14 protein-coding genes and 1 riboswitch are annotated in these 13,658 nt (G+C 68.9%); of the genes, 4 read left to right on the top strand and 10 right to left on the bottom strand.

The features are described from left to right. Positions 1–18: 18 nt before the first annotated feature. The 10 genes from CFB47_RS01970 to CFB47_RS01925 form a co-directional block, all read right to left on the bottom strand. Positions 19–294: a lipid asymmetry maintenance protein MlaB gene (locus CFB47_RS01970; protein ID WP_089424333.1), complete on the bottom strand. Its 276-nt coding sequence runs from the start codon at positions 292–294 to the stop codon at positions 19–21. After that, entirely contained in the window at positions 291–920 is a 630-nt protein-coding gene (locus CFB47_RS01965) for a phospholipid-binding protein MlaC (RefSeq protein ID WP_089439148.1), read from the bottom strand. Before CFB47_RS01965 ends, CFB47_RS01970 begins: the two co-directional genes overlap by 4 nt. Positions 921–1,031: 111 nt before the next feature. Further along, positions 1,032–1,997, bottom strand: coding sequence for a VacJ family lipoprotein (locus CFB47_RS01960; protein ID WP_089461328.1), 966 nt, complete (start codon positions 1,995–1,997; stop codon positions 1,032–1,034). 30 nt (positions 1,998–2,027) lie between these two features. Beyond that, complete coding sequence (gene mlaD, locus CFB47_RS01955; RefSeq protein ID WP_089424332.1) at positions 2,028–2,582, bottom strand: outer membrane lipid asymmetry maintenance protein MlaD; 555 nt, start codon at positions 2,580–2,582, stop codon at positions 2,028–2,030. Between the two features lie 24 nt (positions 2,583–2,606). Beyond that, positions 2,607–3,374 carry a lipid asymmetry maintenance ABC transporter permease subunit MlaE gene (mlaE, locus tag CFB47_RS01950; RefSeq protein WP_006486220.1) on the bottom strand — a complete coding sequence of 256 codons (768 nt, stop codon included), beginning with the start codon at positions 3,372–3,374 and terminating at the stop codon, positions 2,607–2,609. After that, entirely contained in the window at positions 3,371–4,192 is an 822-nt protein-coding gene (locus CFB47_RS01945; RefSeq protein WP_006477138.1) for an ABC transporter ATP-binding protein, read from the bottom strand. Before CFB47_RS01945 ends, mlaE begins: the two co-directional genes overlap by 4 nt. Positions 4,193–4,276: 84 nt before the next feature. Further along, complete coding sequence (thiE, locus tag CFB47_RS01940) at positions 4,277–5,401, bottom strand: thiamine phosphate synthase (RefSeq protein ID WP_089460351.1); 1,125 nt, start codon at positions 5,399–5,401, stop codon at positions 4,277–4,279. Further along, positions 5,398–6,213: a thiazole synthase gene (locus tag CFB47_RS01935; RefSeq protein WP_089455465.1), complete on the bottom strand. Its 816-nt coding sequence runs from the start codon at positions 6,211–6,213 to the stop codon at positions 5,398–5,400. Before CFB47_RS01935 ends, thiE begins: the two co-directional genes overlap by 4 nt. 49 nt (positions 6,214–6,262) lie before the next feature. Then, entirely contained in the window at positions 6,263–6,460 is a 198-nt protein-coding gene (gene thiS, locus CFB47_RS01930; protein WP_011350713.1) for a sulfur carrier protein ThiS, read from the bottom strand. Between the two features lie 32 nt (positions 6,461–6,492). Next, positions 6,493–7,629: an FAD-dependent oxidoreductase gene (locus CFB47_RS01925; RefSeq protein WP_089460350.1), complete on the bottom strand. Its 1,137-nt coding sequence runs from the start codon at positions 7,627–7,629 to the stop codon at positions 6,493–6,495. A 225-nt stretch (positions 7,630–7,854) separates the two neighbouring features. Further along, positions 7,855–7,978: riboswitch (TPP riboswitch) on the bottom strand. 269 nt (positions 7,979–8,247) lie between these two features. On the opposite strand from CFB47_RS01925, the gene CFB47_RS01915 reads away from it, so the two are divergent. From CFB47_RS01915 to CFB47_RS01900, 4 genes are all read left to right on the top strand, one after another. After that, positions 8,248–10,017 carry an ABC transporter ATP-binding protein/permease gene (locus CFB47_RS01915; RefSeq protein WP_089439063.1) on the top strand — a complete coding sequence of 590 codons (1,770 nt, stop codon included), beginning with the start codon at positions 8,248–8,250 and terminating at the stop codon, positions 10,015–10,017. After that, entirely contained in the window at positions 10,014–10,790 is a 777-nt protein-coding gene (locus CFB47_RS01910) for an SDR family NAD(P)-dependent oxidoreductase (protein WP_089439062.1), read from the top strand. Before CFB47_RS01915 ends, CFB47_RS01910 begins: the two co-directional genes overlap by 4 nt. Before the next feature lie 231 nt (positions 10,791–11,021). Further along, entirely contained in the window at positions 11,022–12,284 is a 1,263-nt protein-coding gene (locus CFB47_RS01905; protein ID WP_089430505.1) for an MFS transporter, read from the top strand. 25 nt (positions 12,285–12,309) lie between these two features. Beyond that, on the top strand, positions 12,310–13,626 hold the full coding sequence (locus CFB47_RS01900) for a D-amino acid dehydrogenase (RefSeq protein WP_089460349.1): 1,317 nt from the start codon (positions 12,310–12,312) through the stop codon (positions 13,624–13,626). Positions 13,627–13,658: the final 32 nt, after the last annotated feature.

Raw genomic sequence — 13,658 nt, 5'->3', positions numbered from 1 at the left:
GGCTCCGGTCGGACAGGGTCAATGTCGCCCGGTGCCGTCGATGAGCGCGTCGACGCCGTACGCGCGCGCGAGGCTGGCGAGCTTCGGGGGGAGATTGTGGATGTCGAGGGTCGCGCCGCGCGCCTTGGCGGCACGTTGCCATGCGAGCAGCACGGCGAGCGCGGACGAATCGAACTGCGTCAGCGCCGCGCAATCGACGGCGGTCGCGCCCGCGCCGATGCGCGCAAGACCGTCCGCGAGCGCGGACTTCGCGCTCGCGACGGTCAGCGAGGAGCCGGCTTCGAAGCCGCTCACGACGCTTGCTTGCCGGCGGCAAGTTGCTGGTTGCGCTGCGTGAGGAACTGGATCAGGCCTTCCACGCCGCTTTGCTGGATCTTCTCGTTGAACTGCTGCTGGTACGTCTGGATCAGCCACGCGCCGAGCACGTTCAGGTCATACACCTTCCAGCCATTCGCCGTCTTGTACAGGCGGTAATCGATCTGAACCGGCTGGCCGTTGTTCATCGCGACCGTCTTGACCACGACATCGGTATCGGCCGGATCGGCACGGAACGGCGGGTACTGGATCTGCTGATCCGGCTTCAGCTGCGCCAGCGCACCCGAGTACGTACGAATCAGCAACAGCTTGAACTGCTCCTGAACCTGCTGTTGCTGGTCGGCCGTGGCCGTGCGCCAGTTGCGGCCCATCGCGAGCTGCGTGGTGCGGCGGAAATCGGTGTACGGCAGGATGTCCTTGTTGACGATCGAAATGATGCGGTTGGTGTCCCCCTGCTTGATCGTCTGCTGCTTGACTTCGTCGAGCACCTGCTGCGTCGCCGTCTTGATCAGCGCCTGCGGGTTCGACTGGTCGACTTGCGCGTGGGCTGCGCTGCCGAACGAGAACAGCGCCGCGAAAACGGGGATCAGGAACAGTTTTTTCATCATAGTGGCCTGCATGAATGAGTCGATGCGAAGGTTGGAGCAGGTAGCTTACGCGCAAGTTCGCATACGCTACCGACTGAATCGTTTCCGGCTGTAACGAATGTAAATCCGTCAGTGCAGCCGGATGCTCGGGAAGCGGAACCCGCCCGGCGACGGCGGCGCCACCTGCATCGCCGGCACGTTCGTTTCGCTGGCCGGGTTCGGCGATTCGGCCGTGCCCGAAGCCGGCGCGGCCACCGCCGCGCCCGATGCGCCTGCCGGCGCCGTCGCACCGCCCACCGCCGCTGCGCCCGCCGCACCGGCCGCGCCGGCTACCGCCGGGGCCGCGCCGTCTTCCGGCAGATCGTACTTCGGCAGCGCATCGTTGCTCGACGTCGCGGCCGCCTCGCCGCGCGCGTTGCTGATCAGCATCTGGCGGCGTTGCAGGTAAGCGTTACGGACGAACGAATACTTGTCGAGCGCCGCGGCATCCAGCACGTCGCCCGCGCCGAGCAGGTTCGAGCGCGTGTTGACGAGGTTCACGCCGAACAGGCCCCAGCTCAGGCCATCCGGTTTCACGTACGTGAGCGGGTTGCCGACGTAGTCGACGCCCAGGCCCGCCGTGTCGCGCAGCGTGCTCGGGCCGAGCAGCGGCAGCACGAGGTACGGGCCCGACGGCATGCCGTAGCGGCCCATCGTGATCCCGAAGTCGGCCGTGTGCTTCGGCAGCTTCGCGATCGTCGCGACGTCGAACAGGCCGCCGACGCCGAACACCGTGTTGATCACGACGCGCATGATGTCGCCGACGCCGTCGGCAATCCGCAACTGCACGATGTTGTTCGCCGCGATGTAGACGTCGCCGATGTTCGAGAAGAAGTTCGTCACGCTGTCGCGCACCGGCTGCGGCACCACGTACTGGTAGCCCTTCGCGACCGGCTTCAGCGCGTACGTGTCGACCGTGTCGTTGAACTTGTACATCGACCGGTTGAAGCCTTCGAGCGGATCGCCCTTGGTCGGCGTCTGCACGGTCGCGCAGCCGCTCAACGCGGCGACTGCCGCTACCGCCAGCGCGGCCTGCCTGATGCGGATCGTCTGCATGGTCATTCCCTCTTGTTTTCTCTCGTGTGGTTATTGGCCGGCCGAACCGGACACCGCCGACGCCGGCACCGCCACCGGTGCGGGCGCGGCGGCCGATGCGCCGGCGGCCGGCTTCGCACCGCCCGCATCGGCGGCCTTGCTGTACAGGAACTGGCCGATCAGGTTCTCGAGCACGATCGCCGATTGCGTCATCGTGATCGTATCGCCCGACTTCAGCATTTCGGTGTCACCGCCCGGATCCAGGCCGATATATTGCTCGCCGAGCAGGCCCGACGTCAGGATCTTCGCCGACGAATCCTTCGGGAACTGATACTGGCCGTCGACATCGATCGTGACGAGTGCCTGGTACGTGTTCGTGTCGAAGCCGATCGACTTCACGCGGCCGACCACGACGCCCGCGCTCTTCACGGCCGCGCGCGGCTTCAGCCCGCCGATATTGTCGAATTTCATCCTCACCGAATAGGTCGGCTGAAACGACAGCGAGCTCATGTTGCCGACCTTGAGCGCCAGGAACAGCACCGCAAGGAAGCCCACCACCACGAACAGGCCGACCCAGAAGTCGAGAGCAGTCTTTTTCATCGTCATCCCAAAATTTGGCTTGGCTGAGGCTTAGCTGAACATCAGCGCGGTCAGCAGGAAATCGAGACCGAGTACGGCGAGCGACGCGAACACGACCGTCTTGGTGGTCGCGCGCGACACGCCCTCGGGCGTGGGCTTCGCTTCATACCCTTGATACAGCGCAATGAAGGTCACGGCGAACCCGAACACGATGCTCTTGATCACGCCGTTGCCGACGTCGGCCCACACCTGCACGCCGCCCTGCATCTGCGACCAGAACGCGCCCGGATCGACGCCGATCAGCACGACGCCGACGAAGTAACCGCCGAGCACGCCGACCGCGTTGAAGATCGCCGCCAGCAGCGGCATCGCGATGATGCCCGCCCACATGCGCGGCGCGATCACGTTCTTGATCGGGTCCACCGCCATCATCTCGAGCGCGGTGAGCTGTTCGCCGGCTTTCATCAGGCCGATCTCGGCCGTGAGCGACGTGCCTGCACGCCCCGCGAACAGCAGCGCGGTGACGACCGGCCCGAGCTCACGCACGAGCGACAGCGCGACCAGCAGGCCGAGCGCCTGCTCGGAACCGTAGCGGTTCAGCGTGTAATAGCCCTGCAGGCCGAGCACGAAGCCGACGAACAGCCCCGACACGGCAATGATCACGAACGAATAGTTGCCGAGGAAGTGGATCTGCTTCGTGACCAGCCGCGGCCGGCGCAGCAGCGGGAAGAATTCCAGCACGAGGCGCACGAACAGCCGCGTGCCGTAGCCCGCGCGTTCGAGGCCGCCGATGACGTAACGTCCGATCGCGCTGATCATGCGCGCCCTCCGCCGAGGCCGAAATCCGCTGCGAGCGGCGGGCTCGTGTAATGAAATTTGAACGGGCCGTCCGGCGCGCCGTCGATGAACTGCCGCACGCTCGGATCGGTCGACGCGCGCAACTCATCGGGCGTGCCCTGCGCGAGCACGCCGCCGTTGGCCAGGAAATACACGTAGTCGGCGATCGCGAACGATTCCGGCACGTCGTGCGTGACGAGGATCGACGTGGCCCCCAGCGCCTGGTTCAGCGTGCGGATCAGGTTCGCGGTGATGCCGAGCGAGATCGGATCGAGGCCCGCGAACGGCTCGTCGTACATGATGAGCTGCGGATCGAGCGCGATCGCGCGTGCCAGCGCGATACGGCGCGCCATCCCGCCCGACACCTCGGACGGCATCAGGTCGCGCGCGCCGCGCAGCCCGACCGCGTTGAGCTTCATCAGCACGAGGTCGCGGATCAGGTCTTCGGGCAGGTCGGTGTGCTCGCGCAGCGCGAACGCGACGTTCTCGAACACCGACATGTCGGTGAACAACGCGCCGAACTGGAACAGCATGCCCATCTTGCGGCGCAGCGCGTACAGGCCGTCGCGCGTCTGCGCGCCGACATCGGCGCCGTCGAACAGCACCTGGCCGCGGCGCGCACGCACGAGGCCGCCGATCAGGCGCAGCACGGTCGTCTTGCCGCAACCCGACCCGCCCATGACCGCAACAACCTGCCCACGCCCGAAGCGCAGGTTCAGGTTGGACAGGACGAGGCGGTCGCCGTAGCCAAAGTCGACGTCGCGAAGTTCCAGCAGTGTCTCGGTAGGAGTGGGGCTCACGGAGCTGACAGTCCTTTTACGCAGAACGCCGAATTATAGGGCCTGCATTGGAATGATGTCGTGAAGCCGTTCCGGGCCCTGCGGTCAACGATTGTCAAATTGTCCCGGAAAGCATTGCTGCAACGCAGCAATGGCAGCCCGATAGTCGGCCGCGCCCGTCACCGCGCTGACGACCGCGACACTCCCGACGCCCGTTGCCAGCACGCCCGGCAGCGCATCGAGCCCCACCCCGCCGATCGCGACGAGCGGCGCCTGGGCACCCACGAAGCGCGCATAGCGGGTGATCCGCGCGAGGCCCTGTGGCGGCGCAGCAACGGCCTTGGTCGCAGTCGCGTACACGGGGCCGAGCGCGAGGTAGCTCGGGCGCTCGTGCAATGCCCGCAACATTTCGTAATAACCGTGGCTCGAAAGCCCGAGCCGCAGGCCCGCGCGTGCGATCGCGGCCAGATCGGCCGTCTCGAGGTCTTCCTGACCCAGATGCACGCCGTACGCCCCCTCTTCTGCAGCGATCTGCCAGTGATCGTTGATGAACACGCGCGCATCGGGACAGCGGCGCCCGGCCGCGACCGCGCGGGCGATTTCCCGTCGCATCACGTCCGGCGTCGCGCCTTTCACACGCAGTTGCACGGTCCGCACGCCGCAATCGAGCACGCGTTCGACCCATTCGGCGTCCGGCACGACCGGATACAGGCCGAGTTGCGCGGGGCACGGCGCGAATGCGGGTTCGGGCGCGGCCGGCAGCCCGGCGACCCGCGGGAACTGCGCGGCGTCGACCGGCCACGCATCGGCGGCGCGGGTTTCATCGCCGTCGCGCCAGGCCAGCGCGAGCACCAGCGCATCGATCGGCGCGAAGCCGCAATCGAGGAACGCCGCGAGTGCGGCGATCCAGTCGTCCCCGAGCGGATGCGCGGCGTCGAGTGCGTAGCGCGCGCCCGCTGCGTGAAACACCGCGCCCTGCTCGTCGAATTCGATCGCGACGGCGCCCGGCGCCGCGGGCCGCGACGCGGCCGACACGCGCGCCTGCGCGGCGCGGTCGCCGGCCGAGACGATCAGCACGTCGCCATCGGCCGGCACATCGGGCACCGCGACGCAGAGCCGCCGTGGCGCCGCCCCGCGCGGCCAGTCGCCGAGCCGCGCGCGAATCCGTTCGGCCGCTTCGGCCAGCTCGTCGGCTGGCGGCCAGAATGCATCGGCGAAACGCGCGCTCATGCGGCGCCTCCGTCCTGGTGCCAGAATGGCATCCCGACGACCGGCGTGCTCGCATGCGCGGTCTCGCGCGCATCCATCGGCCCGGCGAGATACGCGGCACGGCCGGCCTCGACGCCCTGCGCAAACGCGCGCGCCATGATCTCGGGATGCGTGGCCTGCGACACGGCCGTGTTCAGCAACACGCCGTCGAAGCCCCACTCCATCACCTGGCACGCATGCGACGGCACGCCGAGCCCCGCGTCGACGATCAGCGGCACGTCCGGCAGCCGCTCGCGCAGCACGCGCAGGCCGTACGGGTTCACGACGCCCTTGCCCGTGCCGATCGGCGCGCCCCACGGCATCAGCGCCTCGCAGCCGACGTCGAGCAGGCGCCGGCCGATCACCAGATCCTCGGTGCAGTACGGCAGCACCTTGAAACCGTCCTTGACCAGTTGCGCGGCCGCTTCGATCAGGCCGACCGGGTCGGGCTGCAGCGTGTAGTCGTCGCCGATCAGTTCGAGCTTGATCCAGTCGGTGCCGAAGACCTCGCGCGCCATGTGCGCGGTCGTCACGGCTTCGGCGACGGTCTGGCAGCCGGCCGTGTTCGGCAGCAGCGGCACCGCGTGGCGCTTGAGCAGGTCGAAGAAGCCGGCTTCGGCCGTGCCGCCGGTCATCTGGCGGCGCAGCGCGACCGTCACCATCCCGGGACGCGACGCGGCGATCGAATCGGACAGCGACTGCAGCGACGGGTAGCGCGACGTGCCGAGCAACACGCGGCTTGCAAAGGTTTCGCCGTACAGCGTCAACGCGTCGGCGGAGGTGAGGGACGTCATGTCGTTTTCCTGAAAGAGCGGGGACGATGCGTGAACAACGCGGCGGCGCTCAGCCGCCCGCGACCGGGTGCACGACGTCGAGCTTGTCGCCCGCCGCGAGTGCGCGCGCCGCGTGCTGCGTGCGCGCGACGAAGTTGCCGTTCAGCGCGACCGCGTACGGCGGACGCGCGCCGTATGCGGCGAGCGCGTCGGCCACCGTTGCGCCGTCGGGCAACGTCAGGTTCTGTTGGTTGATCTGGATGTCCATGAGGCTTCGTCGAATTCGGTCGGCAGCGCGCGTCAGGCCGGCTGGCGCGCGTCGTTGCGGTGATGAAGGAGCGTCGGCCAGCGCTCGGCGTCGCGCCACGCGGCGAACGCATCGGCATCGCCGAACGCGCCGCCGAGCGCGGCTTCGGCGACCGCGACCGCCGCGTGCGCGACTTCCGGCGCGATCATGAAGCCGTGCCGGTACAGGCCGTTGACGGCGAGCGTCGACGCGCCATCCCAGATCACCGCCGGGCGATGATCCGGCAGCGTCGGCCGGCATTGCGCATTGAGTTCGAGGATGCGCGCCTCGCCGAACGCCGGGTGCACGGAGAACGCCGCGCTCAGCAGTTCGAGCGCGGAGCGCACGCTGACGGGCGACATGTCCTCGCCCTCCACCTCGGTCGCGCCGATCACGTAGAGATCGTCCTGCTTCGGTGCGATGTACAGCGGGTAGCGCGGATGCAGCAGCCGCACGGGCCGGGTGAGCCCGATGCCGGGCGCGCGCACGCGCGCGACTTCGCCGCGGATGCCGCGCAACGCGGGCAGCGCGGGTTTCGCGCCGAGCCCGCGGCAATCGATCGTGAAATGCGCGGCAGGCAGGTTCGCGTCGTCGATCGTGACGTGCCAGTGCAGGTCGACGCCGCGCTCGACGAGGCCGGCCGCGAGCGCGCGCAGCGCCTGGCGATTGTCGAGCTGGCCTTCGTTCGGCAACAGCAGGCCGCGCGCGAAGCGGCCCGCGAGCACGGGCTCGGCCGCGTCGACCTGCGCGCCGGCGAGCGTCACGAAACCGCGGTCGAACAGGTCGGCCGGCGCGTTCGCGCGCACGCGCCGCTCGAACAGCGGTGCCTCCGCGCGATCGGCGTGATGCCAGACGACGAGCGTGCCGTGCTGCTGGAAGAAGACGGGTTCGGGCAGTTCCGCGAGCCACTGCGGCCAGCGCGCGAGCGACGCGGCGCCCAGCTCGGTGATCAGCAGCTCCGCGCTCGCCGCTTCCGCGAGCGGCGCGAGCATCGCGGCCGCGATCCACGCGGCCGACTGCTCCCCGTCCGGGCCGCCGCGCTCGTAAAGCGCGACGCGATGCCCGTCGCCCGCGAGCCGCCAGGCGATCAGGCGGCCGACGAGGCCGCCGCCGAGCACCGCGAAATCGGGTCGGGAATCCCGGGCGTTCATCGCGCGCCCTCCGCGCGAGCACGCACGACGAGCGTCGACGCGCACGCGCCGCCGCATGCTGACGCACGCGGCATCGGGCCGGGAACCATGCAAAAGACTGAAGATTGTGCGGTCATCATTCCTTCCGTAACGCGCAAAGCGCGTACCCAAAAGGACGAAACCGGCAGCAAAGGCCGGCCGGGCGGGACAAGGGCGCTGACCATGTGGGATGGCAGCCAGCGCGACCCGGCGGGATCAGAAACTTCCCTCGCCGGTATTACCCGGATCGGGTGCGAAGGGTCTTTCTCAGCCTCATCGCGCTGCCCGGAACATCTGCCGGCCGCGCCACGAAGCACCCCTGTTTCGTCGTCGGCCATTAGACCATAAAAGCGGAAAGCGCCGCAAACTGTCCCCCTTGCGGCAAATTCGCCGACGTGCCGCGCCGCTCTGGCACAATGCCCGCAGGCCGGCCGCGCGAGCGGCCGGTTGCCGCGTCACCGCCGGCCTTAAGTGCCGTTTAAGACGCGCGGGCGACCATCCGGACGCCCGCCGTCAGTCGGCGCCGCGTCCCGGCATGCCGTATCGCGGCGCGCAACCGGCTTCGCCCGGCCCGCGCGCCGGCTACTCATCAGGAAGCACATGACCCAATCGATCGATCCCGTCCGCTCCGCCTCCGACGCGCCGCAGGACGAGCGCCCGGTATCCGCATGGAGCCTCATCAAGCCCTACTGGGTATCGTCCGAATGGAAAATCGCGTGGGGCCTGCTGGTCACGATCATCGCGATCAACCTCTGCGTGGTCTGGATCAACGTCCGGCTGAACAAGTGGAATGCGGAGTTCTACAACGCGCTGCAGTCGAAGGACGTCCACGACTTCCCGAACCTGCTGATGCAGTTCTCCGCGCTCGCGTTCGCGTTCATCATCCTCGCCGTGTACGGCCGCTACCTGCGGCAGATGCTCGGCTTCCGCTGGCGCCAGTGGCTCACCGACCGCTTTCTCGGCCAGTGGCTCGGCGATCGCGCGTTCTACCGGATCGAGCGTGACCGCCTCGCCGACAACCCCGACCAGCGGATCACCGACGACCTCCAGTCGTTCGCGACGACCACGCTCGCGCTGTCGCTCGACCTGCTGTCGACGGTCGTCACGCTCGTGTCGTTCATCACGATCCTGTGGTCGCTCGCCGGCGCGCTGACGATTTCGCTCGGCGCGACGCCGATCGCGATCCCCGGCTACATGGTGTGGGCGGCCGCGCTGTACGCGGTGGTCGGCTCGCTGATCATCCAGAAGGTCGGCCATCCGCTCGTGTCGATCAACTACCAGCAGCAGCGCGTCGAGGCCGACTTCCGCTTCGGGCTGATCCGCGTGCGCGAGAACGCCGAGCAGATCGCGTTCTACGACGGCGAGAAGACCGAGACCGGCAACGCGCAAAACCTCTTCATGCGCATCCGCGACAACTGGTGGCGCGTGATGAAGTACACGAAGCGGCTCACGTTCGTGCTGAGCTTCTACGGGCAGATCGCGATCATCTTCCCGCTCGTCGTCGCCGCGCCGCGCTATTTCGCGGGCGCGTTCTCGTTCGGCGTGCTGATGCAGATCTCGTCCGCGTTCGGCACCGTCAGCGATTCGTTCTCGTGGTTCATCAACAGTTACTCGACCCTCGTCGAATGGCGCGCCACCGTCAACCGTCTGCGCGAATTCAAGCGCGTGATGGGCACGTCGCACCTGAAGGAAAGCCTGTCGCCCGCGACCGAGCACGGCGGCATCAACCTGCACTACGTCGACGACGCGAAGCTGTCGACGTCGTCGCTCAAGCTCGCGCTGCCGAACGGCAACGCGCTCGCGACCATCGGCAGCGTCACGATCGAGCCCGGCTCGCGCTGGCTCGTGGTCGGCAAGTCGGGTTCCGGCAAGAGCACGTTCATGCGCGCGCTCGCGGGCCTGTGGCCGTTCGGCGACGGCGCGATCGATGCACCGGTCGGCGCGCGGATGATGTTCGTGCCGCAGACGAGCTACTTGCCGATCGGCACGTTGAAGGCCGCGCTCACCTATCCGGCGACGGCCGACGCGTTCAGCGACGAAGCCTGCCGCGACGCGCTGCGCGCATGCCGCCTCGAGGATTACGTCGGCCGCCTCGACGAAACCGCGCACTGGACCCGCGTGCTGTCGCCGGGCGAACAGCAGCGCCTGGCCGGCGCGCGCGTCCTGCTGCACAAGCCCGACTTCCTGTTCCTCGACGAAGCGACCAGCGCGCTCGACGCCGACAACGAAGCGCGCCTGTACCACCTGTTCGCCGAACGGCTGCCGAAGGCCGCGATCGTCAGCATCGCGCACCGCGAGTCGCTGGCCGCGTTCCATGTGGGCACGATCAACGTCGAGCGCGTGAACGACAGCGACAAGGTCGCGGCTTGAGCGCACGCGCCGCGCCCATCGCACGGATCGCGCTGATTACCGGGGCGGGTTCCGGGATCGGTGCGGCGCTCGCGCGGCGGCTCGCGGCACCCGGCATCGCGCTGGCGCTGCACGCGCGCGGCGCGGACGAAGCGGCGCGCGCCCGGCTCACCGACGTTGCTCATGCATGCACGGCGGCCGGCGCGGAGTGCGTCACGCTCACCGGCGATCTCGGCGAGCCGGGCGTCGCCGCGTCGCTCGTCGATGCAACCGCCACGCACTTCGGCGGCCTCGATCATCTCGTCGCCAATGCCGGCTTCGCCGCGCGGCAATCCTTTTCCGGTCTTTCCGCGGATGCGCTCACGTCGGCCTTCGCGGCGATGCCCGGCGCGTTCTCGGCGCTCGCGGGCCGCGCGCGGCCGCTGCTCGAAGCGTCGGTGGCGCCGCGAATCGTCGCGGTCAGTTCGTTCGTCGCGCACCGCTACCGCGCCGACGCGCCGTTCGCGGCCACCGCCGCGGCTAAGGCCGCGCTCGAATCGCTCGTGCGCTCCGCGGCCGCCGAATTCGCCGCGCGCGGCATCACCGTCAATGCGGTCGCGCCCGGCTTCACGCGCAAGGACCACGGGCCGAGCGCCGGCAATGCCGCCGCATGGGCGCAGGCCGAACAGGCGACACCGCTCGGCCGGATCGCCGAACCCGACGATGTGGCCGCGCTGATCGCGTTTCTGCTGTCGGACGCCGCGCGGCAGATCACCGGCCAGGTCGTGCATGTCGACGGTGGCCTGACGCTCTGAAGCACGTGCCGGCGCACGGTGCCGGCGCGTGGACCGCCACCTTTGCCCGGGCCTGCACGACGCCCAAGCGATTGGGTCCGCCATCCCGCCTTCCGCGAGCAAACACCCGCCGCCCTCACCGTTCATTGAGCCGCCACGCACCGGCACTCCCCTTTTTGGCACCCCGCATCCCGCCCGTAAAATAGCCGCCAGACGGCAGCGCGAGACGAGACAGAAGAGGGGGCGGCAAGCATGCAGGCATTCCAGTGGTTCAACGAACTGTCGACGCGCGAGCGCAGGACGCTGTACGCCGGCTTCGGCGGCTACGCGGTCGATGCGTTCGACTTCATGATCTATTCGTTCCTGATTCCGACGCTGATCGCCACCTGGGGCATGACGAAGAGCGAGGCCGGGATGATCGCGACGAGCTCGCTGATCTCGTCGGCGCTCGGCGGCTGGGTCGCCGGCATCCTCGCCGACCGCTACGGCCGCGTACGCGTGCTGCAGTGGACGATCGCGACGTTCGCGCTGTTCACCTGCCTGTCCGGCTTCACCCATTCGTTCTGGCAACTGCTCGCGACGCGCACGCTGCAGGGCTTCGGCTTCGGCGGCGAATGGTCGGTCGTGACGATCATGATGGCCGAGACGATCCGCTCGCCCGAGCATCGCGGAAAAGCGGTCGGCACCGTGCAGAGCAGCTGGTCGTTCGGCTGGGGCGCGGCCGCGATCCTCTACTGGGCCTTCTTCGCGCTGCTGCCCGAGCAGGTCGCGTGGCGCGCGTGCTTCTGGATCGGCATCCTGCCCGCGCTGTGGATCCTGTACATCCGCCGCAACGTCAGCGATCCCGACATCTACACGGCCACCCGCCGCGCGCGCGACGAAGGCCGCGTGTCGGGCCACTTCCTCGAGATCTTCTCGCCGCCGCACCTGCGCGCGACGCTGTTCGGCAGCGCGCTGTGCACCGGGATGCTCGGCGGCTACTACGCGATCACGACGTGGCTACCCACCTACCTGAAAACCGTCCGCCACCTGTCGGTGTTCAACACGAGCGGCTATCTCGTCGTGCTGATCGTCGGCTCGTTCGTCGGCTACGTGGTCGGCGCGATCCTGTCCGACCGGCTCGGCCGCCGCGCGTCGTTCATCCTGTTCGCGATCGGCTCGTTCTCGCTCGGCATGGCGTACACGATGCTGCCGATCACCGACACCGCGATGCTGCTGCTCGGCTTCCCGCTCGGCATCGTCGTGCAGGGAATCTTCGCGGGCGTCGGCGCTTATCTGTCGGAGCTGTATCCGGGCGCGATCCGCGGCTCGGGCCAGGGCTTCTGCTACAACCTCGGGCGCGGGCTCGGCTCGTTCTTCCCGATTCTCGTCGGCGCGCTGTCGCAGTCGATGTCGCTCGTGAAGGCGATCGGCCTCGTGGCGGGCGGCGGCTACCTGCTCGTGATCGTCGCCGCGCTCGTGCTGCCGGAAACGCGCGGCAAGTCGCTCGTCGACGATCCGGCCGTCGCGTCATGAGCGGCCTCCTCGTTCGGGAAACCGCATGCACGTGATCGTTCTCGGCGCCGGCGTGATCGGCGTCACCACCGCCTGGCACCTGCGCGAAGCAGGCTGCGACGTCACCGTGATCGAACGCGAAGCCGACGTCGCGCAGGCGACGAGCCTCGGCAACGCGGGCGTGATCGCCCCCGGCTACGTGACGCCGTGGGCCGCGCCGGGGATGCCGGGCAAGATCCTCAAGTACCTGTTCAAGCCCGCTTCGCCGCTGATCTTCCGGCCGACGCTCGACGCCGCGCAGTGGCGCTGGATCGCGCGCTGGCTGCGCGAATGCGAGTTCGAGCGGTTCCGTGTGAACAAGCAGCGGATGCAGCGCATCGCGTACTACAGCCGCGCGTGCCTGCACGCGTTTCGCGACAGCCATCCGTTCGACTACGGCGCGAGCCGCGGCTACCTGCAACTGCTGCGCGGCGCGTTCGACGTCGAGATGGTGCAGCCCGCGTTGAAGGTGCTGCGCGACGCGGGCATCACGTTCCGCGAACTCGACGCGGCCGGCTGCACGGCGATCGAGCCGGGCCTGCGCTGGGCGCGGCAGGCACCCGTCGGCGGTATCTACCTGCCCGACGACGAAGCCGGCGACTGCGCACGCTTCACGCGCGAACTGCGAGCGCTGTGCGAAGCCAACGGCGTGACGTTCCGCTTTCGCACGGAAGTGCGGGCGCTCGACGTTGCAGCCGGCCGGGTGCGCGGCGTGCGGATCCTCGGTAACGGCGGCGATGCTGGCGGACCGAACCCGCGCGCATCGAACCCCGGCGGCAAGCACCGCGACGTGCGGCTCGCCGCCGATGCGATCGTCGTCGCGCTCGGTGTCGACAGCGCCGGCCTGCTGCGGCCGCATGGCATCGACGTGCCGCTGTATCCGGTGAAGGGCTACTCGGCGACGCTCGCCGTCGTCGACGACGAAAAATCGCCGCACGCCGCGCTGATGGACGAATCGCTGAAGACGGCGATCACGCGTTTCGGCCCGACGCTGCGCGTCGCGGGTACCGCGGAACTCGGCAACCGGCACGCCGCACTGCGCCAGCAGGCGCTCGATACGCTGAAGAAGGTACTCGACGACTGGTTCCCGCACGCGGCCGATCGCGCGTCGGCGCGCTTCTGGGTCGGCCGCCGACCGATGACACCCGACGGGCCGCCGCTGCTGGGCGCGAGCGGGGTCGACGGACTCTGGCTGAACGTCGGCCACGGTTCGACGGGCTGGGCGATGTCGATGGGCTCGGGGAAGGTGGTGGCGGATCTCGTCACGGGGCGAGAACCGGAGATCGACCTGTCGGGATTGACGCTCGCGCGCTACGCCCGGTAGGCACGGCAGGCACGGCAGGCACGGCAGGCACG

This window comes from Burkholderia sp. AU27893, assembly GCF_002223205.1.
Taxonomy (GTDB): Bacteria; Pseudomonadota; Gammaproteobacteria; order Burkholderiales; family Burkholderiaceae; genus Burkholderia.
This window is presented reverse-complemented; position numbering and strand designations above follow the sequence as displayed.